Below are 20,072 nucleotides of genomic sequence, written 5' to 3' on the forward strand. Positions count from 1 at the left end.
AAAGGCGGTTTCCCGCCTTTTTATCATTACTGCAAACGCCCGTGGCAATGTTTATATTTTTTACCCGATCCACAAGGACAAGGATCATTACGACCTACTTTACGAGCTCCACTAGCAATCTGAGCTTCTGTTGTAGACATCAATGCGCCTTTTTCAACTTCATGGCTTAATTGCTGTTGCCTTGCCAAGCGTTCAGCTTCTGCCCGACGCTGTTGCTCCAATGCCTCGACTTCTTCCGGCAATCTCACTTGAACTTTGCCTAATGTACTAATCACTTCATATTTCAGCGATTCCAGCATGTTGGCAAACATAGCGAAAGATTCACGTTTATATTCCTGTTTTGGATCTTTCTGAGCATAACCACGTAGATGGATACCCTGACGTAGGTAATCCATTGCTGCCAGATGCTCTTTCCACAACATATCCAGAGTCTGCAACATGATACCTTTTTCGAAGTTACGCATCATTTCAACGCCGACAATCTCTTCTTTACGTTTATAGACTTCAACAGCCTGTTCAAGGATACGCTCACGCAACGTCTCTTCATGTAGTTCAGGCTCTTTGTCCAACCACTCTTTGATCGGCAGCTCTAAATCGAAATCAGCCGCTAAACGTTGCTGCAAACCTTCCACATCCCACATCTCTTCCAGAGATTGAGGGGGAATATAAGCATCAATGGTTGCTTTAAATACATCTTCACGAATGCTACCAATGGTTTCACTAACATCTCTCACATCCAGCAAATCGTTACGCTGAGCATAAATAGCGCGGCGCTGATCGTTAGCAACATCATCGTATTCTAGCAATTGCTTACGTATATCGAAGTTACGGCTCTCTACTTTACGTTGAGCATTGGCAATGGCTTTAGTCACCCACGGATGTTCAATCGCCTCACCCGGTTTCATACCCAATTTACGCATCATGCCTGTGACACGATCAGAGGCAAAAATACGCATCAGCGAGTCTTCCATTGATAAATAGAAACGGGACGATCCCGCATCCCCTTGACGACCAGAGCGCCCACGTAACTGATTATCAATACGACGAGATTCATGACGTTCCGTACCGATAATATGCAAACCACCTGCGGCCAGAACCCTATCATGACGTTCCTGCCATGCAGCTTTAATCTCTTCAATCTGAGCTTCTGTTGGCTCTGCCAGTTTAGCAATTTCTGCCTGCCAACTACCTCCTAGCACAATATCCGTACCACGACCAGCCATGTTAGTCGCAATGGTTACCGCGCTTACTTGACCAGCCTGAGCAATAATATCCGCTTCCATTGCATGAAATTTGGCGTTAAGTACGTTGTGCTCAATACCCGCTTTAGTCAGTTCACGGGAAACCAGTTCAGATTTTTCAATAGAAATAGTTCCCACCAATATAGGCTGCCCTTTATCGGTACGTTCGCGGATATCTTCAATAATAGCTTCAATTTTTTCAGCTTCGGTCATATAAACCAAATCCGGCAAATCATTACGAATCATTGGACGGTTTGTCGGCACCACAATGGTATCGAGCTTATAAATAGAGCTAAACTCAAATGCTTCGGTATCTGCTGTACCAGTCATACCCGCCAGTTTTTCATACAACCGGAAGTAGTTTTGGAAAGTGATAGAGGCCAGGGTCTGGTTCTCATTCTGAATTTCTACACCTTCTTTAGCCTCAACAGCCTGATGCAATCCATCAGACCAGCGACGCCCCTGCATGGTACGGCCAGTATGCTCATCAACAATAATGACTTCACCATCTTTCACAATATAATCAACATCACGAGTAAACAGCGCATGGGCACGTAACGCAGCGGTAACATGGTGCATTAACATGATATTGGTTGGTGAATATAGGGATTCACCCTCTTCCATCAATTTGGCTTCCGCCAGCAATTGTTCAATCAAAACCAAACCACGTTCCGTCAAGTTAACCTGACGGGACTTTTCATCAACTGAAAAGTGGCCTTCTCCCTGGAAAGTCTCTGAATCGTCTTTTTCCTGACGAATCAATTTAGGGATCAACTTATTGACTTTGATATAAAGTTCGGAACTATCTTCAGCGGGACCAGAGATAATCAACGGCGTCCGCGCTTCATCAATCAGAATGGAGTCAACTTCATCCACTAGCGCATAATGTAGTTTGCGCTGAACACGCTCTTCCGGACTAAATGCCATGTTGTCACGAAGATAGTCAAAACCATATTCGTTATTAGTACCATAGGTAATATCCGCAGCATATGCCTGGCGTTTAACCGGTGCCGGCATACCTGGCAGGTTAATACCAACACTCAATCCCAGAAATTCAAACAATGGGCGGTTATTTTCAGCGTCGCGTTGCGCCAGATAATCATTCACTGTGACTACGTGAACGCCACGCCCAGTTAATGCATTCAAATAAGCCGGCAAAGTCGCTGTCAATGTCTTACCTTCACCAGTACGCATTTCAGCAATACAACGTTCATTTAGAACCATTCCCCCCAGTAACTGAACGTCGAAATGGCGCATAGCAAATACGCGCTTACTTGCTTCACGTACTGTTGCAAATGCTTCAGGTAACAAATTTTCCAGCGATTCCCCCTTTTCCAAACGGGCACGAAATTCGGCTGTTTTACCCTTCAATTCGTCATCAGACAATTTCTCAAACTCTGGCTCCATGCGGTTGATCACATCAACAACTTTACGCATACGACGCAGTGTACGGTCATTACGACTACCAAAAACCTTTGTTAATAATTTAATCAGCATAGTTAATTACATCTCAGATAAGGCCGTTATCTCGCAGCCAGCAAATAGTTATTTATTTCGGAATTTGTAAAAAAACGAAGATTCAGAGGTAGGCAGTAGGACCTGCACGGATACCTTGGGCTTTAGCAATCCAAAACGTCGGAGTATAAGAAGATTGTGATGAAACATTCAGGAACGGTATATCTGAAACGGGTTCAGGTGGTTTAGGTTCCTGAGTTAATAGTGCATTCAGGGTTTCTAGCACAAGCTGCTGAATACTGGAAGAACTTAACCGGATACTTTGTTTTGCTGTTTCATCGCTCACAGGTTGGGAAATAGAAAAAATAAAAGAAAGCTGCCTGATCACATTACGTACAGCATGTTGTTGCCAGTAATTAATGCCATTAGCAGGCTGGTGTTGAACATTCTGCAATGAGAATAGATTATCAAAAGCTGATAAAGCCTGATTTTGCCAACTTTGGCTAGGCGAGGTATTCGCTTGTGAAATATTATCGGTAACACCCGCTGCAATGGCAGGAACGCCAATACTTGCCGCAACCACCCCTAATAATAGATGTGACCAGAAATAACGTCTGCCAAATTGTCGCCAAAGATTTAGAATACCCATTAATCCTTCATCATACCGGAGCTACTTTTATTATGCGCGATAGCCGCCCACAATCATTAGATGTTCTTTTTGAAGACGCCGCTGCCGTTGAGAAAAGCCCGCTTCATGTTATCCAGCAACGTGCCGTCGCTTTGTTAAAACTTAACCGTGCCGTTATTAGCTTGCTTCCCGCACAATTACATCCTTGGTGCCGGGTCGCTAATTATCGCAAACAAATTCTGGTACTGGAAGCAGGAAACGCCAGTTGGATGACCAGATTACGTTACGAGCTGCCAATACTGCTCTCTGCACTAAGAAGCGAAATTCTACCATCATTGTCATCTATCGACATCAGGATTAACCCATCACTTATGATTAAGCATGGCAATAGTGCGCAAAGCTTCGCAAAAACGATGAGCAATGATCACAAAACGTTACCGACGCGTCAGTTAAGTCAAGAGAGTGCGAAAGAATTAATAGTGCTAGCGAACCGTAGTCCAAAAAAGCTGAAGGAAAGATTAGAGCGATTAGCTGCACTGGCCGGAGAGAGTGCCAGTACAGCTAAAAAATAAGCGCTAACGCTGAGTAAAAAACATCAGCGAGAACAAAACCACTGATAACATAACCCACTGATACATCATTGAATTATTCTCAGCACATCAGAGAGTTACGCCATTACAGTTGATGGAGCAAGAAAAGCCAATGGCATTTCAGCTTCATCTTCGAAAGTGATAAGTTCCCATGCGCTTTCTTGCGCCAGAACTGCCTGCAATAGTTTATTGTTCAACGCATGACCAGATTTGAACGCCGTAAATGCGCCAATGATGTTATAGCCACACATAAACAGATCACCAATTGCATCCAGCATTTTATGGCGGACAAATTCGTCTTCAAAACGCAAACCATCTTCATTAAGCACACGATAGTCATCAACAACAATCGCACAATCAAAGCTGCCGCCTAAACATAAGCCTTTAGATTGTAAGTACTCAATATCACGCATAAAGCCAAATGTACGTGCACGACTGATTTGACGAACAAACGCTTCTGCCGAGAAATCCATGCAGTAACGTTGAGAGCTTGAATCAATTGCAGGGTGATTAAAATCAATAGTGAAATCCAGACTGAAACCATTATAAGGTGTCATCTCTGCCCACTTATCACCCTCTTCCACACGTACAGTTTCCTTAATACGCAGGAATTTTTTAGCTACGTTCAGCTCTTCAATGCCCGCATCCAACAGCAGGAAAACAAACGGGCTGGCGCTACCATCCATAATAGGAATTTCTGGCGCGTCAACGTCGATAATAATATTATCGATACCTAACCCCGCAAGCGCTGCATTCAAATGCTCAACCGTTGAGATTCGCACGTCATGCTCATTTACCAGGCAAGTACAGAGCATAGTATCACGCACGGATTTTGCATCTGCCGGAAAATCAACCGGTGGATTCAAGTCAGTGCGGCGATAGATGACCCCGGTATTAGCCGGTGCTGGGCGCATTGTTAGCGTGACTTTTTTACCGGTGTGTAAACCAACGCCAGTCGCCTGAACAATACGTTTAAGTGTCCTTTGTTTGATCATCGTTTTATCTCGCAATGTTATCCATCCTGCCAACCACTATACACTATGGTTGGCGGGCAAGTTTAGCACAAAAAGCGGAGAATCCAATTTTTTAGCTATTAATCGGCTTGTTTACGCAAAAATGCAGGAATATCCAAATAATCAGGCTCCTTGCTAGTTTGTACGCTTTGGTCATTCACCACTTTCGCTGCTGGTTTATTTTCTTCAGACAATGAAGACATACCGCCGGACATTTGCTGATGACGGTGTTCCATTACACTTGACTGAGAAGACTTATTGGTAACCAGCGTAATTTCAGGACGTTTATCCATACCAATACCGGTGGCAACCACTGTCACACGCAACTCATCGTTCATGTCTGGATCCAGAGAGGTACCGATCACGACGGTTGCGTTATCAGACGCAAATGCGCGGATCGTGTTACCCACTGTTTCGAACTCATCCAAACGCAGATCAAAGCCAGCCGTAATGTTAACCAAAACACCACGAGCGCCTGACAAGTCGATATCTTCCAGTAACGGACTAGAAATCGCCATCTCAGCGGCCTCTTCTGCACGATCTTCACCCTGTGCAATACCAGAACCCATCATAGCGTAGCCCATTTCGGACATCACGGTACGCACGTCAGCAAAGTCAACATTCATCAGACCTGGACGCGTGATCAGTTCAGCAATACCCTGAACCGCACCTTTTAAAACGTCATTAGCTGCGCCGAAAGCATCCAGTAATGAAATGCCGCGACCAAGCACTTTCAACAGTTTGTCGTTAGGGATAGTAATCAATGAATCTACATGCTTGGATAATTCAGTGATCCCTTGTTCGGCAAACGCCATACGTTTCTTACCTTCGAAATTGAAAGGCTTAGTCACCACAGCAACTGTCAAAATCCCAAGCTCTTTTGCAATTTCAGCTACCACAGGCGCTGCGCCAGTACCAGTACCACCACCCATACCGGCAGCGATAAATACCATATCCGCACCATCAAGCGCGGTGCGCAATGCATCCCGATCTTCTTGAGCAGCAGTACGACCCACTTCCGGGTTTGCCCCAGCGCCCAAACCTTTGGTAATACCATTACCAATTTGGATAGTCTGGCCGACAGCCGTTTTACGCAATGCCTGAGCATCCGTGTTTACTGCAAAGAATTCAACACCTTCGATGCGTTCACGCACCATGTGCTCAACAGCGTTACCGCCGCCACCGCCGACGCCGATGACCTTAATCACCGCGTCATTGGTTAATTCTATTGGTTCAAACATATAGTTTCTCTCCGCTTTGTGCCTTTATATCGAGGCTAAAGAAGATGCAGCCTCTGTATAAAATTAAAACTCTTTTTTCAGCCAGCTACTGACTCTCTTAAACCAGCGACTCACTGAAGCATGTTTTTCAATATCCGCATCACCATTAAGGTGAGAGGCTTTCCCGTAATGCAGCAACCCCACTGCTGTTGAATAATAGGGTTCCTGCGCATAGTCCGTCAGACCAGTAATATTAAGAGGTTGACCAATACGCACCTGAGCGTGGAACACACGCTGAGCACATTCAGCCAAGCCATCAATCTGAGCACCGCCGCCAGTCAAGACAATACCCGCAGCCAAATGGTGTTTAACCCCCTGCTGGCGTAACTGTTCCTGCAATCGCAAGATTTCATCATTCACTAAATTCAGTAATTCGATGTAACGCGGCTCAATGACCTCAGCCAACGTCTGACGTTGTAAGCTACGTGGTGGACGTCCACCGACACTTGGTACCTCCACACTTTCATCTTTGCTGACTAGCGAACCTAGCGCACAACCGTGGCGTACCTTTATTGTTTCTGCATCGCTTGGCGGCGTACCAAAGGCATAAGCAATATCACTGGTGACAACGTTGCCCGCATAAGGGATAACTTTGGTATGACGCAGCGCTCCGCCGGTATACACCGCAATATCCATCGTCCCGCCGCCAATATCTACCACGCAAACGCCCAATTCACGCTCGTCTTCGGTCAAAACAGCATAGCTGGCAGCCAACCCGGAAAAAATAAGCTGGTCGACTTTTAAACCACAGCGTTCAACGGCTTTTGCAATATTTTTCGCCATATCATTATGACAAGTAATCAAGTGAACTTTCGCCTGCATGCGCACCCCAGAAAGCCCTACCGGATTTTTAATGCCTTCCTGATAATCGATAGCATATTCTTGCGGAATAACATGCAGTATTCGGTATTCATCACGTACACGAACCGATTTGGCAGTATGAACAACATTGTCTACATCTTCCTGAGTGACTTCCTCTTCGGAAATAGGAACCATCCCGATTTCATTCTGACAACTGATGTGTTTTCCAGATAACGCCAGATAAACAGAGGAAATTTGACAATCTGCCATTAATTCAGCCTGATCGATAGCCCGCTGTACACATTTAACAACCGACTCCAGGTCGTTTACACCGCCTTTATCCATACCGCGGGATGGACAGCTTCCCACCCCGATAATATTAACCATACCATCGGGCAGAATTTCACCAACAAGGGCAGATACCTTTGCTGTGCCAATCTCTAGGCCAACTACTAATTTTCTGTCCGTCGATTTGATCATCGTTGTTCTGCCTGCCTCATATAATTATTGCCAGTAATTGTTTATTGCCCTTTGGCCGGAACATTAGGATCACCAATTGGTAAAGGCGCCCAACCTACCGCGGCGCCACTGTCATAGCGCAAATCCACGTAATCTATCCTTTTCTCTGTGTTCTGCTGTAACAGCGGATAAAGCTCGATAAAACGTTTAATACGGCCTGTTGTATCCATTCTTCCCAGCTTTAGCTGGACACCATTATCCAACGTCAGTTGCCAGGAACGACGCGCAGTCATTGCCGCCGCTTTTAATTTCAGTTTATTGGCAGCCAGAAGTTTAGCCATAGCTCGGTAACCATCAAGTACTTCTTTTTCACTGCCTTGTGGGCCATAAAGCATCGGGAAATACCCTTTAGCTCCCCATTCAGGCGGAACGCTGAATACTTGACCTTCGGCATCCAGCATCTGTGTTTCATTCCAACGCACATAAGGGACATATTCTACCAGATGAATTCTCAGTTCATCAGGCCACTGTTTACGGACAGTGACTTGCCTTATCCACGGCATCCGTTCAATTTGTTGCTGAATGATATTCACATCCTGCGTCATGAAAGTTCCCGGTTGCCCTAATGACAAAATTGCCTGTCGGATATCATCGTTGGTCGTGTAGTGACGCTCACCCGTTACCACCAGTTTTGAAATCGGCAATCTGTTAGCATCTTTCATCCAGTTAAGGACTGCCCAACCTCCCCAAATAATGGTCCCAATTACCATCAGGAAGAAAATAAGCCCTGCCAGGTAAGAGCCGTTACTAGGACGGGAACTGCTATTTTTATTATCCCGCCCCCTTACTTTCAGGGCCGCTTGAGACATATCAATCAGCCAACTCCAAAATCTTCGCCACTAACTGTGAAAAACTTAATCCAGCCTGACGCGCAGCCATCGGCACCAAGCTGTGACTGGTCATCCCTGGCGATGTATTCACTTCCAACAGATAGAAACCACCATCAGTATCCATCATGACATCTACCCGTCCCCAACCACTACATCCCACTGATTGATAAGCTTTAAGCGCCAGCTCTACCAATTGCCGCTCTTTTTCATCACTTAATCCGCTTGGACAAAAATACTGTGTTTCTTCAGACAGATATTTTGCCTCATAGTCATAAAAAATAGCAGCGGGTTGAATACGAATAGAAGGTAAAGCCGTATCACCAAGGATGGCTACCGTGTATTCCGGGCCGTACAACCATTTTTCTATCAGCAAATCAACGTCATAACGAAACGCTATCTCTAATGCCCCACGCAACTCCGAAATTTCATTAACCTTAGTCATACCAACACTGGAACCTTCCAGACTTGGCTTAACAATTAATGGCAGACCTAAATCTGCTACATATTCTTGGAGTTGAAAATCCGTCAATCGTTCAAATTGCTGAGAATTCATTGCAACATATGGCGAAACAGTCAATCCAATCCCTTGCCATAACTGTTTTGTGCGCAATTTGTCCATTGACAGTGCACAGGCCATCACGCCACTACCGGTATAGGGTAACTGCAAAAACTCTAATACACCTTGCAAAGTACCATCTTCCCCACCACGCCCATGAAGCGCGATAAAGACTTTCTCAAATCCGGCCTCTTTAAGTTGAGTTACAGAAAAATCTTTTGTATCAACTGGATGTGCGTCAATACCTGCTTCTCTCAATCCAGCCAACACGGCGTGTCCCGATAACAGAGAAACTTCACGCTCAGCGGAAGTTCCCCCCAACAGTACCGCGACTTTCTCAGCCATTGCGTTTTTCCTCATTCAAAGATGGCTGTAATTTTGTTTCAGCCAGGTTACGCGCTATTTTGCCTATATTGCCGGCCCCTTGAACCAGAACTAAATCATTACCATCCAGCACCTGTGACAACGCAGTGGTTACCTTTGCTGGATCAGATACTAAAATCGGATCTAACTTACCGCGGCTACGGATAGTACGGCATAACGAACGACTATCCGCCCCCGGAATAACCGCTTCACCCGCAGAGTAAACATCCAACATCAGTAATACATCTACCTGATTCAATACATTGGCAAAGTCATCGTACAAATCACGGGTTCGGGTATAACGATGAGGTTGAAATATCATCACAATACGTTTATCCGGCCAGCCAGCACGAGCGGCTTTAATCGTTGCATCCACTTCCGTTGGATGATGGCCATAATCATCAACCAACATTGCACTGCCGCCTTTGCCGTTAACGTGTTCCAGAGAAAAATTGCCCAAAAAATCAAAACGGCGACCAGTTCCCTGAAAACTAGCCAACGCAGCCAAAATATCACTGCCAGAAATCCCTTCCTCAGTGGCAACGGCTACTGCCGCCGCTGCATTCAGCGCATTATGGCGACCCGGCGCATTCAATATGACTTTCAGATCCGCCATATCTTGACGGCTGACAGTAAAATATCCCTGAGCGCCCTTTTGCTCATAATGGGTAATACGGACATCTGCTTCTTCACTAAAACCATAGGTCGTGATATAGCGCCCCACACGAGGGATTAACTCTTTGACAACCGGATCATCAATGCACATAACTGCACGCCCATAGAAAGGTAAGTTGTGCAAGAAGTTAATAAACGTCTGTTTCAGGTTTTCGAAGTCACCATGATAGGTATCCATATGGTCTGCTTCGATATTCGTAACGACCGCCACCATCGGCTGCAAATGCAAGAAAGAGGCATCACTTTCGTCAGCTTCCGCAATTAAATAACGGCTACTGCCAAGACGAGCATGTGTTCCTGCTGCTTTAACTAAACCACCATTAACAAAAGTGGGATCTAAACCAGCCTGTGCATAGATGCTAGAAATCATCGCCGTTGTGGTTGTTTTACCGTGAGTCCCGGCAATAGCAATACCATGACGGTAGCGCATTAATTCTGCCAACATCTCTGCTCGGCGAATAACCGGAATTCGGGCCTCACGAGCAGCAACAATTTCCGGGTTATCCGCCAGGATTGCGCTTGAAGCCACAACAACACTGGCATCCAGTATATTTTCAGGACGATGGTTAAAATAAATCTGAGCACCTAACTTAGTCAGTTGCCGAGTTACCGGGTTTGGCGCCAAATCAGATCCACTAATTTGATAACCTTCATTAGCCAACACTTCGGCGATCCCACCCATGCCAGCACCTCCAATGCCAACAAAGTGGATATGCCTGACTTTTCTCATCTCAGGCACGAAAGCTCTTAATTTCGCCAGTTGCTGTGTATTCACGTTTTTTTCTTCACTATATATGGTTGCTTCATATGTTTGCTTCACCGCCCCTTTTAAGACGGTCTAAATCATTTTTTCGCCGCATCGATTAATGCCGCCGATACTCGCTCAGTTGCATCAACAATTGCTGCTGAACGGGCTTTTTCCGCCATTTCCAACAATTGCGGCCGTTGCCACTGAGTTAACAATTCGATGACTGCATCAACCGTAAATTGTGGTTGCTCCAGTATTTTTGCTGCGCCAACCTTTTCTAGAGGTAACGCATTCCAGTATTGCTGACGATCTTTATGCTGAAATGGCACAAAAATCCCAGGTAATCCCGCAGCAGACACTTCACTAACCGTCAACGCGCCAGAACGACAAATCACCACATCAGCCCAAGCATAAGCTTGTGCCATATCGTCAATAAATTCAGTAATCTTATGTTCACATTTAACTGAGTTGTTGTAGGCATTCTGAACACTTTCTTTCGCCCCTTTGCCTGTCTGATGCCAAAGCGTAATTTTATCACCCATACGGGCAGCAATTTCAGGCATTGTCTGGTTAAGAATTCTCGCCCCCTGACTGCCGCCAACAACCAGAACCCGAATCGGACCTTCACGCCCTGTTAAACGCTGTTTAGGTATAGGCAGCGCCAACACATCTTCGCGGACAGGGTTGCCAACAACGGGCGCTTTTGGAAATGCGCCAGGAAATGCTTGTAAAACAGTTGTAGCAATTTTAGCCAGCCACCGGTTTGTCAGGCCGGCAATACCATTCTGTTCATGCAATACAACCGGAATACCGCACATCCATGCAGCAATACCGCCGGGACCAGAAACATATCCTCCCATGCCAAGCACGACATCTGGCTGATAGCGACGTATAATCGCCTTTGCCTGACGAATTGCTTTGAAAATTCGGACCGGGGCAGCTAACAATGCTTTGATCCCTTTACCTCGCAGACCAGAAATCTGAATAAATTCAATGTCAATGCCATGTTTCGGTACTAAATCGGCTTCCATACGATCCGCTGTTCCCAACCAGAGAACGTCCCAGCCTTGGTCTTTTAAATGATGAGCGACAGCCAGCCCTGGGAAGACATGTCCTCCGGTTCCACCAGCCATCACCATCAAACGCCGGGTTTTGCCACTCATCGGGGGCTCCTTACAAACGCCTGAGCTTTTGCCAAGCGTGTTTCAAAATCAATTCTTAATAACAATACGATAGCTGTCGACATAATCAGCAAACTTGAACCACCGTAACTAATCAAAGGTAAAGTCAAACCTTTAGTCGGTAACATACCTGCGGCGGCCCCAACGTTAACCAGAGCCTGGAAACTGAACCAGATACCCACCGAACAAGCGAGAAAACCCGAAAAACGCTGATCCATCTGTAATGCGCGACGACCTATCGTCATTGCGCGAAAAGCGACGAAGAATATCATTAACAACACCAAAACCACACCTACGTAACCTAATTCTTCTGCCAAAACAGAGAAAATAAAGTCAGTATGCGCTTCCGGCAGGTATTCCAGTTTCTGCACTGAATTTCCTAGTCCTTGCCCTAAAAATTCCCCACGACCAAAAGCCATCAAAGATTGCGTTAATTGATAACCTTTACCATATGGATCTTCCCAAGGATCCAAAAAGGAAGTCACACGGCGTATACGGTAAGGTTCCGCAATGATTAACAAAACCACCGCGAATACCCCCGAACCAATAATCGCCAGAAATTGCCATAACTTCGCCCCGGCCAGAAATAGCATTGCCAACGTTGTTACAAACAGTACAACCACCGTTCCTAAGTCAGGTTGAGCCAGAAGTAATACCGCTAGCACGACCATCACGCCCATTGGCTTACAGAACCCCCAAAAGTTATTCCGCACTTCCTCTACTTTGCGCACCAAATAGCTGGCGAGATAACAAAATAGAGAAAGTTTCGATAACTCAGCCGGTTGAATTCTTAAAGGCCCAATGGCAATCCAACGCGATGCGCCATTTACTGAATTTCCCACCACCAGGACAACCAACAACAAAATAACGGAAATAAGCAGCATCAGGTTGCTATAACGTTGCCAGAAATCCATCGGAATACGCAGTGTGATCAATGACACCCCGAAAGCCAGCAAGAGATAAATCGCATCACGCTTAGCAAACAAAAACGGATCTTCTGCAAGACGCTGCCCAACCGGCATTGATGCTGATGTCACCATAACAAAGCCGATAATTCCCAATCCGAGTGTCAGCCAAACCAGTGTGCGATCATACAACACCATATTGGCGGCATCAGTTTCACGGCCGCCAATAACCCAGTCTTTTAATCTACTGAATCCCGGAATCGACATCAGCCCAACTCCTCTGCCAAACGGACAAACTCATGACCACGCTGTTCAAAATTGCGGAATTGATCAAGGCTCGCACAAGCAGGAGATAACAGCACCATGTCACCCGCCGCCAGCCGTGGAGCAATATCACGTATCGCCTGTTCCATAGTTTCAGTCAATGTCGCTATTTCCGGGCGTAGTTGCGTCAGTCGTTTCCCATCCCGACCAAAGCAATAAAGCCGAATTTTATCCCCACAAAGGAGAGGCTTGAGCGGAGAAAAGTCTGCCGACTTACCATCACCACCTAACAGCAAATAAAGTATGCCTTCCAGGTTTAGACCATTAAGCGCCGCCACCGTACTGCCAACATTGGTTGCCTTAGAATCGTTAATCCAACGCACTCCGTTGTTCAGATGAACAAGCTGGAAACGATGGTCAAGCCCCGGATAAACCGTCAATGCTGTCAAACTGGCTTCACGAGGAATACCAACCGCATCAGCTAAAGCCAATGCAACCAATCCATTGATGTAGTTATGCCGTCCAGTCAACTTAATTTCATTTGTCGCCAATAGTGATTGGTTGTGAATTTTCAAACAGGCATTTTCACTATCAAGCTGGTAGTCGCCACAATCGACGCCAAAGCTCACACAACGACTATCCATACCCATTTCAGGCCGTGTCAGGGGATCTTGAGCGTTCACAATGCATCTTTTCGCCTGGCGATAAATCCTCAGTTTAGCCGCCCGGTACTGAGATACTCCCTGAGGATAGCGATCCATATGGTCCTCAGTCACATTAAGTACAACGGCGGCTGTTGCGCTCAGGCTATATGTGGTTTCCAACTGGAAACTGGAGAGTTCTAAGACATAAAGCTGACAAGATTTCTTCAACAATTCTAATGCAGGCAGGCCAATATTACCGCCAACACCCACCTGCCAATTAGCCGCTTTCGCCATTTCACCGACAAGACTGGTAACAGTACTTTTACCATTAGAGCCTGTAATGGCGACTATCGGAGCTGTTGCTTCACGGCAAAACAACTCAATATCACCAACAATTTCGATACCTGCATTAGCCGCAGCCTGCAATTCCGCCGTTGCCAAAGCAACGCCTGGGCTGACAACAATCAAGTCAGCATCCATCAACCAACCAGTATTCAGGCTTCCATTGTGACACTCAACACCATCGGGCAGTTTATCCTTGCCGGGTGGCGCCGCACGAGTATCCATCACACGCGGGATCACGCCTCGTGCCATAAAAAAGTCAACACAGGAGAAACCTGTCAGCCCCAACCCGATAATGACAACTTTTTTACCCAGATAATCCGCCATGATTAACGTACCTTCAATGTTGCCAGGCCAATCAGCACTAGCATCAGAGAAATAATCCAAAAACGCACAATAACGCGCGGTTCTGGCCAGCCTTTCAACTCATAGTGATGGTGAATAGGCGCCATACGGAAAATACGCTGCCCGCGCAGCTTAAAAGAACCCACCTGTAAAATAACTGACAGGGTTTCTACCACAAATACACCGCCCATAATCACCAGTAGAAACTCCTGGCGTAACAACACCGCAATCGTTCCCAGCGCGCCGCCTAATGCCAAAGAACCGACATCCCCCATGAAAACCTGAGCCGGGTAAGTGTTAAACCATAAGAAGCCTAACCCCGCGCCTACAATCGCAGTACAGACGATAACCAGCTCTCCAGCATGGCTCAGATAAGGGATATGCAGATAGTTAGCAAAATTGACGTTACCTGTTGCCCATGCCACCAAAGCAAAACCCGCTGCAACAAAAACGGTTGGCATAATTGCCAAACCATCCAATCCGTCCGTCAGATTCACTGCATTACTGGTTCCGACAATCACAAAGTAGGTCAACAGAATGTAAAGCACACCCAGTTGCGGCATCACATCTTTAAAGAATGGCACGACCAATTGCGTTGCCGGCGTATCTTTACCGATGCTATACATGGCAAACGCCACACCCAATGCCAAGACGGACTGCCAGAAATACTTCCAGCGGGCAATCAACCCCTTAGTATCTTTGCGCACAACTTTGCGGTAATCATCTACAAAACCAACAATGCCGTAACCAATCAGCACAATCAGCACGCACCAAACATAAGGGTTATTCAATCGAACCCACAACAGTGTAGAAATCGTAATTGAAAGTAAGATCAGCAAACCACCCATCGTCGGCGTACCACGTTTGCTAAAGTGAGATTCCGGCCCATCGTTGCGAACAACCTGCCCAATTTGTAATTTTTGCAGGAAGGCGATCATGCGCGGCCCCATCCACAATGCGATAGCCAGAGCAGTCAGCAGGCTGACGATAGCCCTAAACGTCAAGTAAGAAAAGACGTGAAAGCCAGTGTGATATTTGACCAAATATTCGGCCAGCCAAACTAACATGTGAAGCTCTCCTGTAATGCGTGAACAACATCTTCCATTTTGGTATTGCGCGAACCTTTAACTAGCACTGAAATGACTTTGTGTTGCTGTAATAGTGGAATCAATGTTGCGATCAATGCGGCTTTATCCGCAAAATGCTGACCACAGCCACTTGCCTCACTAACATGAATGCTTAATTTACCCACACTGAACACGCTATCGATACCGCAAGAAGCCGCGGTTTCACCAATCTGACGATGGTAATCTTCTGACTGTTCACCCAATGCCCCTATATCGCCAACAATCAACACTCGGTAACCCGGCATCTGTGATAACACCTGAACAGCAACGGTCATTGAACCGACATTGGCGTTATACGTGTCATCAAGCAGCAATTTTCCCTCTGCCAGATTGATTGGAAACAATCGCCCTGGTACCGCTTTCAGCTCCGACAAACCCAGACGAATATCTTGTAAAGTTGCACCAACAGAAATTGCCAACACACTAGCAGCTAACGCATTGGCGACATTGTGTTTCCCAGGCAACGGCAAGTTGATTTCTGAGCTACCAATTGGCGTGTGCAGGCAAAAATCCGTCGTCAGTTGTTTAACCTGAATATCCGTGGCGTAAAAATCAGCCCCTGATGCTTGTTGCATGGAAAAACGCTGTACTGTTTTGTCACCAATCACTTGTTGCCAGTGATCCCAATCATTACTTTCCACATTGATAATGGCCGTACCTTTTTCTGGAAGGCCGGTAAAAATTTCGCCCTTAGCTTTTGCAATGCTCGCGAGAGAACCAAAATCCGCTAAGTGCGCGGCAAACAGGTTATTGATTAATGCCGTTTCTGGCCGAACCATTTCTACGGTATAAGCGATTTCACCAACATGACTTGCACCTAATTCAACCACAGCAAACTCATGTTGTTCTGTCAGTCTGAACAATGTCAGCGGTACGCCAATATCATTATTCAGGTTACCCGCGGTATAGAGGGTGCTACCACACTGGCGCAAAATCGCCGCAGTCATCTCTTTCACCGATGTTTTGCCGGACGACCCCGTCAACGCAATGACACGAGCGTTACTCTGCTGGCGAACCCAACCCGCTAATTTACCCATTGCTAAACGAGTATCTTTAACCACGACCTGTGGAAAGTTAACATCCAACACACGGCTGACAAGCAAAGCACCGGCACCGGCTTTTACTGCATCAGCAAAAAAATCATGAGCATCAAAACGCTCACCTTTCAAGGCAATAAACAGACTGCCATTTCCAACCTGACGGCTGTCAGTAGTCACATCACTGATACAAATATTTGCTGCCTGCTGTTCAGTCACCTGATTCAATACGCCATTCGTTACTTGCGCCAGTTGTTGCAAAGTGAGGGAAATCATGCAATCACCCTCAATAACCGAGCAACAGTTAACCGGTCCGAGTAATCCAGACGACGATGGCCGACCAATTGATAATCTTCATGGCCTTTACCCGCTATCAATACAACATCATCTGCTTTTGCCTGCATAATAGCGTTGGTTACCGCCTCAACACGGCCATGAATCGCTATCGCCCTGCCCGGATCAAGAAAACCCGTCAGAATATCAGCAACAATTGCCTGTGGCTCTTCATTGCGCGGATTATCATCAGTCACAATCACATAATCGGCCCACTGTTCTGCAACGCCCCCCATCAATGGACGTTTACCTTTATCACGATCACCGCCACAACCAAAAACACACCAAAGCTTACCTTGACAATGCAAACGTGCAGCCATTAAAGCCTTTTCCAGCGCATCAGGCGTGTGAGCATAATCAACAACGACAACGGGTTTGCCCGGCGCAGTAAATACTTCCATTCGCCCACAGACAGGTTCCAGGCAGGAAGCTGTTTCAAGCAGTTTTTCCAGCGGATAATCCAGAGCTAATAGGGTGGAAAGCGCCAACAATAGGTTACTGACATTAAATGCCCCCATTAGCGAACTATCAATTGTACCGCCTCCCCAACTGGACTCGAAGGCGATAGATACCCCTTTATCGTGATACTTTATTTCATGCGCCGCCAACCAACGGCCCTGCCAATTTTCCGGCAGACGATTTTCCATCGTTACAGCAACCGCTTGTGGTAAATGGGATAACCATTTCAATCCAATCTCATCATCAGCATTAATGATTTGTTGCTTCACATTATGAGTGGAAAATAGCAGCCATTTAGCTGCTTCGTAGTGTTCCATATCACCGTGATAATCAAGATGGTCACGGCTCAAATTGGTAAACACTGCCGCCTCAAACGGCAACGCAGCCACACGCCCCTGGACCAGCCCATGAGAAGAGACTTCCATTGCTGCAAAAGTCGCCCCTTGCTGAATAAGTTGTTGCAAATCCAGTTGGATATCAACGGCAGAGCCTGTGGTATTTTCACTTGGCGCCACACGCCCCAGTAAACCATTACCAACAGTTCCCATCACCGCACTGGTTTCACCTAATCCGTGGCTCCACTGAGCAAGTAATTGAGTTGTGGTTGTTTTACCATTGGTTCCGGTTACACCAATCAAGCGCAATTTATCACCAGGGTGACAGTAAAACTCACCAGTTAACTGTGACAACTTATTATTCAAATCGTTCACATAAACAACCGGAACACCATGCATAATTTGTACGGTTCCGTTATCAGCCTCGCCCTGGGCTTCTGCAATAACCGCCGCAACCCCCTGTGCTATGGCTTGAGGAATGTAGTGTCGACCATCTGTCTGGTGCCCTTTAATCGCAACAAACAGATCTCCGGCAGACGATTTACGGCTGTCCAATGTCATTTCGCGTAACTCACGCACTGGGGCATCAATACCCAATGGCGCGAGTAAATCGCGTAGATTACGATCTGCCACCTGTATCCTCTTTCTTATTAATCACAAATTCGTTTTTATCACCTGCCGCCAAAGCATCTGGCTCCACATTCATGATGCGTAGAGCACCCCCCATAATGGCACCAAATACCGGCGCAGAAACCACACCACCGTAATACTTACCTGTCAGTGGATCATTAATGACCACAACCAGTGCAAATCTTGGGTTACTTGCAGGGGCAACACCTGCGGCGTAAGAAATATATCGATTAGCGTATTTACCATCCGGCCCAACTTTCTTAGCTGTACCCGTCTTGATTGCAATCCGATAACCTTTTATCGCAGCCCGCACTCCGCCACCGCCAGGCAAAGCCACACTTTCCATCATATGAACGACTGTTCGCATGATAGGCTCAGGAAATACTCTTGTGCCTGGCACAGGCGGATCAACTTTGGTAATTGACAGAGGACGATAAATACCCAAGCTACCAATCGTTGCATAAACCCGCGCTAACTGTAATGGTGTTACCATCAGCCCATAACCGTAAGAAAAGGTCGCTCTCTCAAGATCTGACCACCGTTGTTTTCCGATTGGATATAAGCCGCTGCTTTCTCCAACCAACCCCAGATTGGTCGCCTTTCCTAACCCAAAGCGTGAATAAACATCCACCAATTCTGTCGCGGGCATTGCTAACGCTAGTTTAGAAACACCGACGTTACTCGATTTTTGCAAAATACCAGTGATAGATAATTCTGAATAACGGGATACATCTCTAATTTCTTTGCCGCTTATCCTAAAAGGTACTGTATTAATAACCGTATTTTCTTTGATAATACCATCATTGAGCGCAGCCATTACCACCATCGGCTTAACCGTGGAACCTGGCTCGAAAATATCGGTGATAGCTCGGTTACGCATCACTTCTTTTGGCGTATTGATGCGATTATTTGGGTTATAAGATGGGCTGTTCGCCATTGCCAGCACTTCTCCGGTATTAACATCTACCAATACTGCCGTACCGGATTCTGCTTTGTTAAAGGCCACTGCATTGGTTAATTCGCGGTAAACTAACGCCTGTAAACGCTCATCAATACTTAATACCAAATTGTGCGCCGCCAGACTATCAACAGATGAAATATCTTCGATAACACGGCCAAAGCGGTCTTTACGTACAGTCCGCTCGCCCGGTTGACCCGTCAGCCAACGATCAAAACTTTTTTCTACACCTTCAATACCCTGACCATCAACGTTGGTCACGCCAATAATATGTGCCGTTACCTGACCTGACGGGTAATAACGCCGGGATTCCTGGCGCAAATAAATCCCCGGCAATTTCAGTTTATGAATGTAATCGCCAACCGATGGGTTAACTTGACGCGCTAAATAAACAAAACGGCCTTTCGGATTAGTACTAACTTTGTCGGTAAGTTGCTCAAGAGGTAAATTAATGGCATCAGATAAAGCCTTCCAGCGAGTATCATCCGTAATTCCGCCTTTTTCAAATACCTCTTTCGGATCTGCCCAAACAGCATTGACTGGAACGCTGACAGCCAGAGGTCGCCCCATACGGTCACTGATCATACCGCGAGCGGTAGGGATTGATTGCACACGCAGAGAACGTAAATCACCTTCTTTAACCAGTTTATCCGGGTTGATGACCTGCAAATAAGTCACTCTCAGCAATAAGCCAATTAAAGCCACGGCAATCCCCCCGCACAACAAAGCAAAACGCCAGCTAACAAAACTGGCTTTATCTTCTTGGCGTTTTAATTTCACGGAGCGTGCTGCTTTCATCGCTTACCTTTTAAT

At 46.3% G+C, this 20,072-nt stretch carries 16 protein-coding genes; 1 reads left to right on the forward strand and 15 read right to left on the reverse strand.

The genetic code is table 11. The features are described from left to right. Window positions 1-26: 26 nt before the first annotated feature. Window positions 27-2,738: a preprotein translocase subunit SecA gene (gene secA / locus TI10_RS05990; RefSeq protein ID WP_049582382.1), complete on the reverse strand. Its 2,712-nt coding sequence runs from the start codon at window positions 2,736-2,738 to the stop codon at window positions 27-29. Window positions 2,739-2,820: 82 nt separating this feature from the next. After that, the gene (gene secM, locus TI10_RS05995) at window positions 2,821-3,345 is read right to left on the reverse strand and encodes a secA translation cis-regulator SecM (RefSeq protein WP_049582383.1); all 525 of its coding nucleotides are present in this window, start codon (window positions 3,343-3,345) and stop codon (window positions 2,821-2,823) included. Window positions 3,346-3,377: 32 nt separating this feature from the next. Between secM and TI10_RS06000 the strand changes: the two genes are divergently transcribed. Next, a complete protein-coding gene (locus tag TI10_RS06000) occupies window positions 3,378-3,896 on the forward strand; it encodes a DUF721 domain-containing protein (protein ID WP_049582384.1) in 519 nt (172 codons plus the stop codon). 95 nt (window positions 3,897-3,991) lie between these two features. Here the strand turns inward: TI10_RS06000 and lpxC are convergent, their stop codons facing one another. The 13 genes from lpxC to TI10_RS06065 all read right to left on the reverse strand — a co-directional run bounded on the left by lpxC (window position 3,992) and on the right by TI10_RS06065 (window position 20,057). Beyond that, entirely contained in the window at window positions 3,992-4,909 is a 918-nt protein-coding gene (gene lpxC, locus TI10_RS06005; protein WP_049582385.1) for a UDP-3-O-acyl-N-acetylglucosamine deacetylase, read from the reverse strand. 98 nt (window positions 4,910-5,007) lie between these two features. Continuing rightward, window positions 5,008-6,168, reverse strand: coding sequence for a cell division protein FtsZ (gene ftsZ / locus TI10_RS06010; RefSeq protein WP_011147812.1), 1,161 nt, complete (start codon window positions 6,166-6,168; stop codon window positions 5,008-5,010). A gap of 63 nt (window positions 6,169-6,231) precedes the next feature. After that, window positions 6,232-7,488, reverse strand: a complete 1,257-nt coding sequence (ftsA, locus tag TI10_RS06015; protein ID WP_049582386.1) for a cell division protein FtsA — start codon at window positions 7,486-7,488, stop codon at window positions 6,232-6,234. A gap of 41 nt (window positions 7,489-7,529) precedes the next feature. Next, the gene (ftsQ, locus tag TI10_RS06020) at window positions 7,530-8,336 is read right to left on the reverse strand and encodes a cell division protein FtsQ (RefSeq protein ID WP_049582387.1); all 807 of its coding nucleotides are present in this window, start codon (window positions 8,334-8,336) and stop codon (window positions 7,530-7,532) included. Between the two features lies 1 nt (window position 8,337). Then, complete coding sequence (locus TI10_RS06025; protein ID WP_049582388.1) at window positions 8,338-9,258, reverse strand: D-alanine--D-alanine ligase; 921 nt, start codon at window positions 9,256-9,258, stop codon at window positions 8,338-8,340. Then, entirely contained in the window at window positions 9,251-10,726 is a 1,476-nt protein-coding gene (gene murC, locus TI10_RS06030; protein ID WP_049582820.1) for a UDP-N-acetylmuramate--L-alanine ligase, read from the reverse strand. Before murC ends, TI10_RS06025 begins: the two co-directional genes overlap by 8 nt. Window positions 10,727-10,794: 68 nt before the next feature. Continuing rightward, window positions 10,795-11,862, reverse strand: a complete 1,068-nt coding sequence (gene murG / locus TI10_RS06035) for an undecaprenyldiphospho-muramoylpentapeptide beta-N-acetylglucosaminyltransferase (protein ID WP_049582389.1) — start codon at window positions 11,860-11,862, stop codon at window positions 10,795-10,797. Continuing rightward, a complete protein-coding gene (gene ftsW, locus TI10_RS06040) occupies window positions 11,859-13,052 on the reverse strand; it encodes a cell division protein FtsW (protein ID WP_049582390.1) in 1,194 nt (397 codons plus the stop codon). Before ftsW ends, murG begins: the two co-directional genes overlap by 4 nt. Continuing rightward, window positions 13,052-14,362 (reverse strand): UDP-N-acetylmuramoyl-L-alanine--D-glutamate ligase, encoded by a 1,311-nt coding sequence (gene murD, locus TI10_RS06045; protein WP_049582391.1) that lies wholly within the window; start codon window positions 14,360-14,362, stop codon window positions 13,052-13,054. Before murD ends, ftsW begins: the two co-directional genes overlap by 1 nt. Before the next feature lie 2 nt (window positions 14,363-14,364). Continuing rightward, window positions 14,365-15,447, reverse strand: coding sequence for a phospho-N-acetylmuramoyl-pentapeptide-transferase (gene mraY, locus TI10_RS06050; RefSeq protein WP_049582392.1), 1,083 nt, complete (start codon window positions 15,445-15,447; stop codon window positions 14,365-14,367). Further along, window positions 15,441-16,820, reverse strand: a complete 1,380-nt coding sequence (gene murF, locus TI10_RS06055; protein ID WP_049582393.1) for a UDP-N-acetylmuramoyl-tripeptide--D-alanyl-D-alanine ligase — start codon at window positions 16,818-16,820, stop codon at window positions 15,441-15,443. The genes mraY and murF overlap by 7 nt, the downstream gene beginning before the upstream one ends. Beyond that, window positions 16,817-18,304 carry a UDP-N-acetylmuramoyl-L-alanyl-D-glutamate--2,6-diaminopimelate ligase gene (murE, locus tag TI10_RS06060; RefSeq protein ID WP_049582394.1) on the reverse strand — a complete coding sequence of 496 codons (1,488 nt, stop codon included), beginning with the start codon at window positions 18,302-18,304 and terminating at the stop codon, window positions 16,817-16,819. Before murE ends, murF begins: the two co-directional genes overlap by 4 nt. Beyond that, entirely contained in the window at window positions 18,291-20,057 is a 1,767-nt protein-coding gene (locus TI10_RS06065; protein WP_049582396.1) for a peptidoglycan glycosyltransferase FtsI, read from the reverse strand. Before TI10_RS06065 ends, murE begins: the two co-directional genes overlap by 14 nt. Window positions 20,058-20,072: the final 15 nt, after the last annotated feature.

The sequence above is a fragment of the Photorhabdus luminescens subsp. luminescens genome (assembly GCF_001083805.1).
In the GTDB taxonomy this organism is placed as follows: domain Bacteria; phylum Pseudomonadota; class Gammaproteobacteria; order Enterobacterales; family Enterobacteriaceae; genus Photorhabdus; species Photorhabdus luminescens.

Bases quoted from the DNA above. Each gene is read 5' to 3' on its own strand.
- secA (WP_049582382.1), bottom strand. From the start codon at position 2,738: ATGCTGATTAAATTATTAACAAAGGTTTTTGGTAGTCGTAATGACCGT.
- secM (WP_049582383.1), bottom strand. From the start codon at position 3,345: ATGGGTATTCTAAATCTTTGGCGACAATTTGGCAGACGTTATTTCTGG.
- TI10_RS06000 (WP_049582384.1), top strand. From the start codon at position 3,378: ATGCGCGATAGCCGCCCACAATCATTAGATGTTCTTTTTGAAGACGCC.
- lpxC (WP_049582385.1), bottom strand. From the start codon at position 4,909: ATGATCAAACAAAGGACACTTAAACGTATTGTTCAGGCGACTGGCGTT.
- ftsZ (WP_011147812.1), bottom strand. From the start codon at position 6,168: ATGTTTGAACCAATAGAATTAACCAATGACGCGGTGATTAAGGTCATC.
- ftsA (WP_049582386.1), bottom strand. From the start codon at position 7,488: ATGATCAAATCGACGGACAGAAAATTAGTAGTTGGCCTAGAGATTGGC.
- ftsQ (WP_049582387.1), bottom strand. From the start codon at position 8,336: ATGTCTCAAGCGGCCCTGAAAGTAAGGGGGCGGGATAATAAAAATAGC.
- TI10_RS06025 (WP_049582388.1), bottom strand. From the start codon at position 9,258: ATGGCTGAGAAAGTCGCGGTACTGTTGGGGGGAACTTCCGCTGAGCGT.
- murG (WP_049582389.1), bottom strand. From the start codon at position 11,862: ATGAGTGGCAAAACCCGGCGTTTGATGGTGATGGCTGGTGGAACCGGA.
- ftsW (WP_049582390.1), bottom strand. From the start codon at position 13,052: ATGTCGATTCCGGGATTCAGTAGATTAAAAGACTGGGTTATTGGCGGC.
- murD (WP_049582391.1), bottom strand. From the start codon at position 14,362: ATGGCGGATTATCTGGGTAAAAAAGTTGTCATTATCGGGTTGGGGCTG.
- mraY (WP_049582392.1), bottom strand. From the start codon at position 15,447: ATGTTAGTTTGGCTGGCCGAATATTTGGTCAAATATCACACTGGCTTT.
- murF (WP_049582393.1), bottom strand. From the start codon at position 16,820: ATGATTTCCCTCACTTTGCAACAACTGGCGCAAGTAACGAATGGCGTA.
- TI10_RS06065 (WP_049582396.1), bottom strand. From the start codon at position 20,057: ATGAAAGCAGCACGCTCCGTGAAATTAAAACGCCAAGAAGATAAAGCC.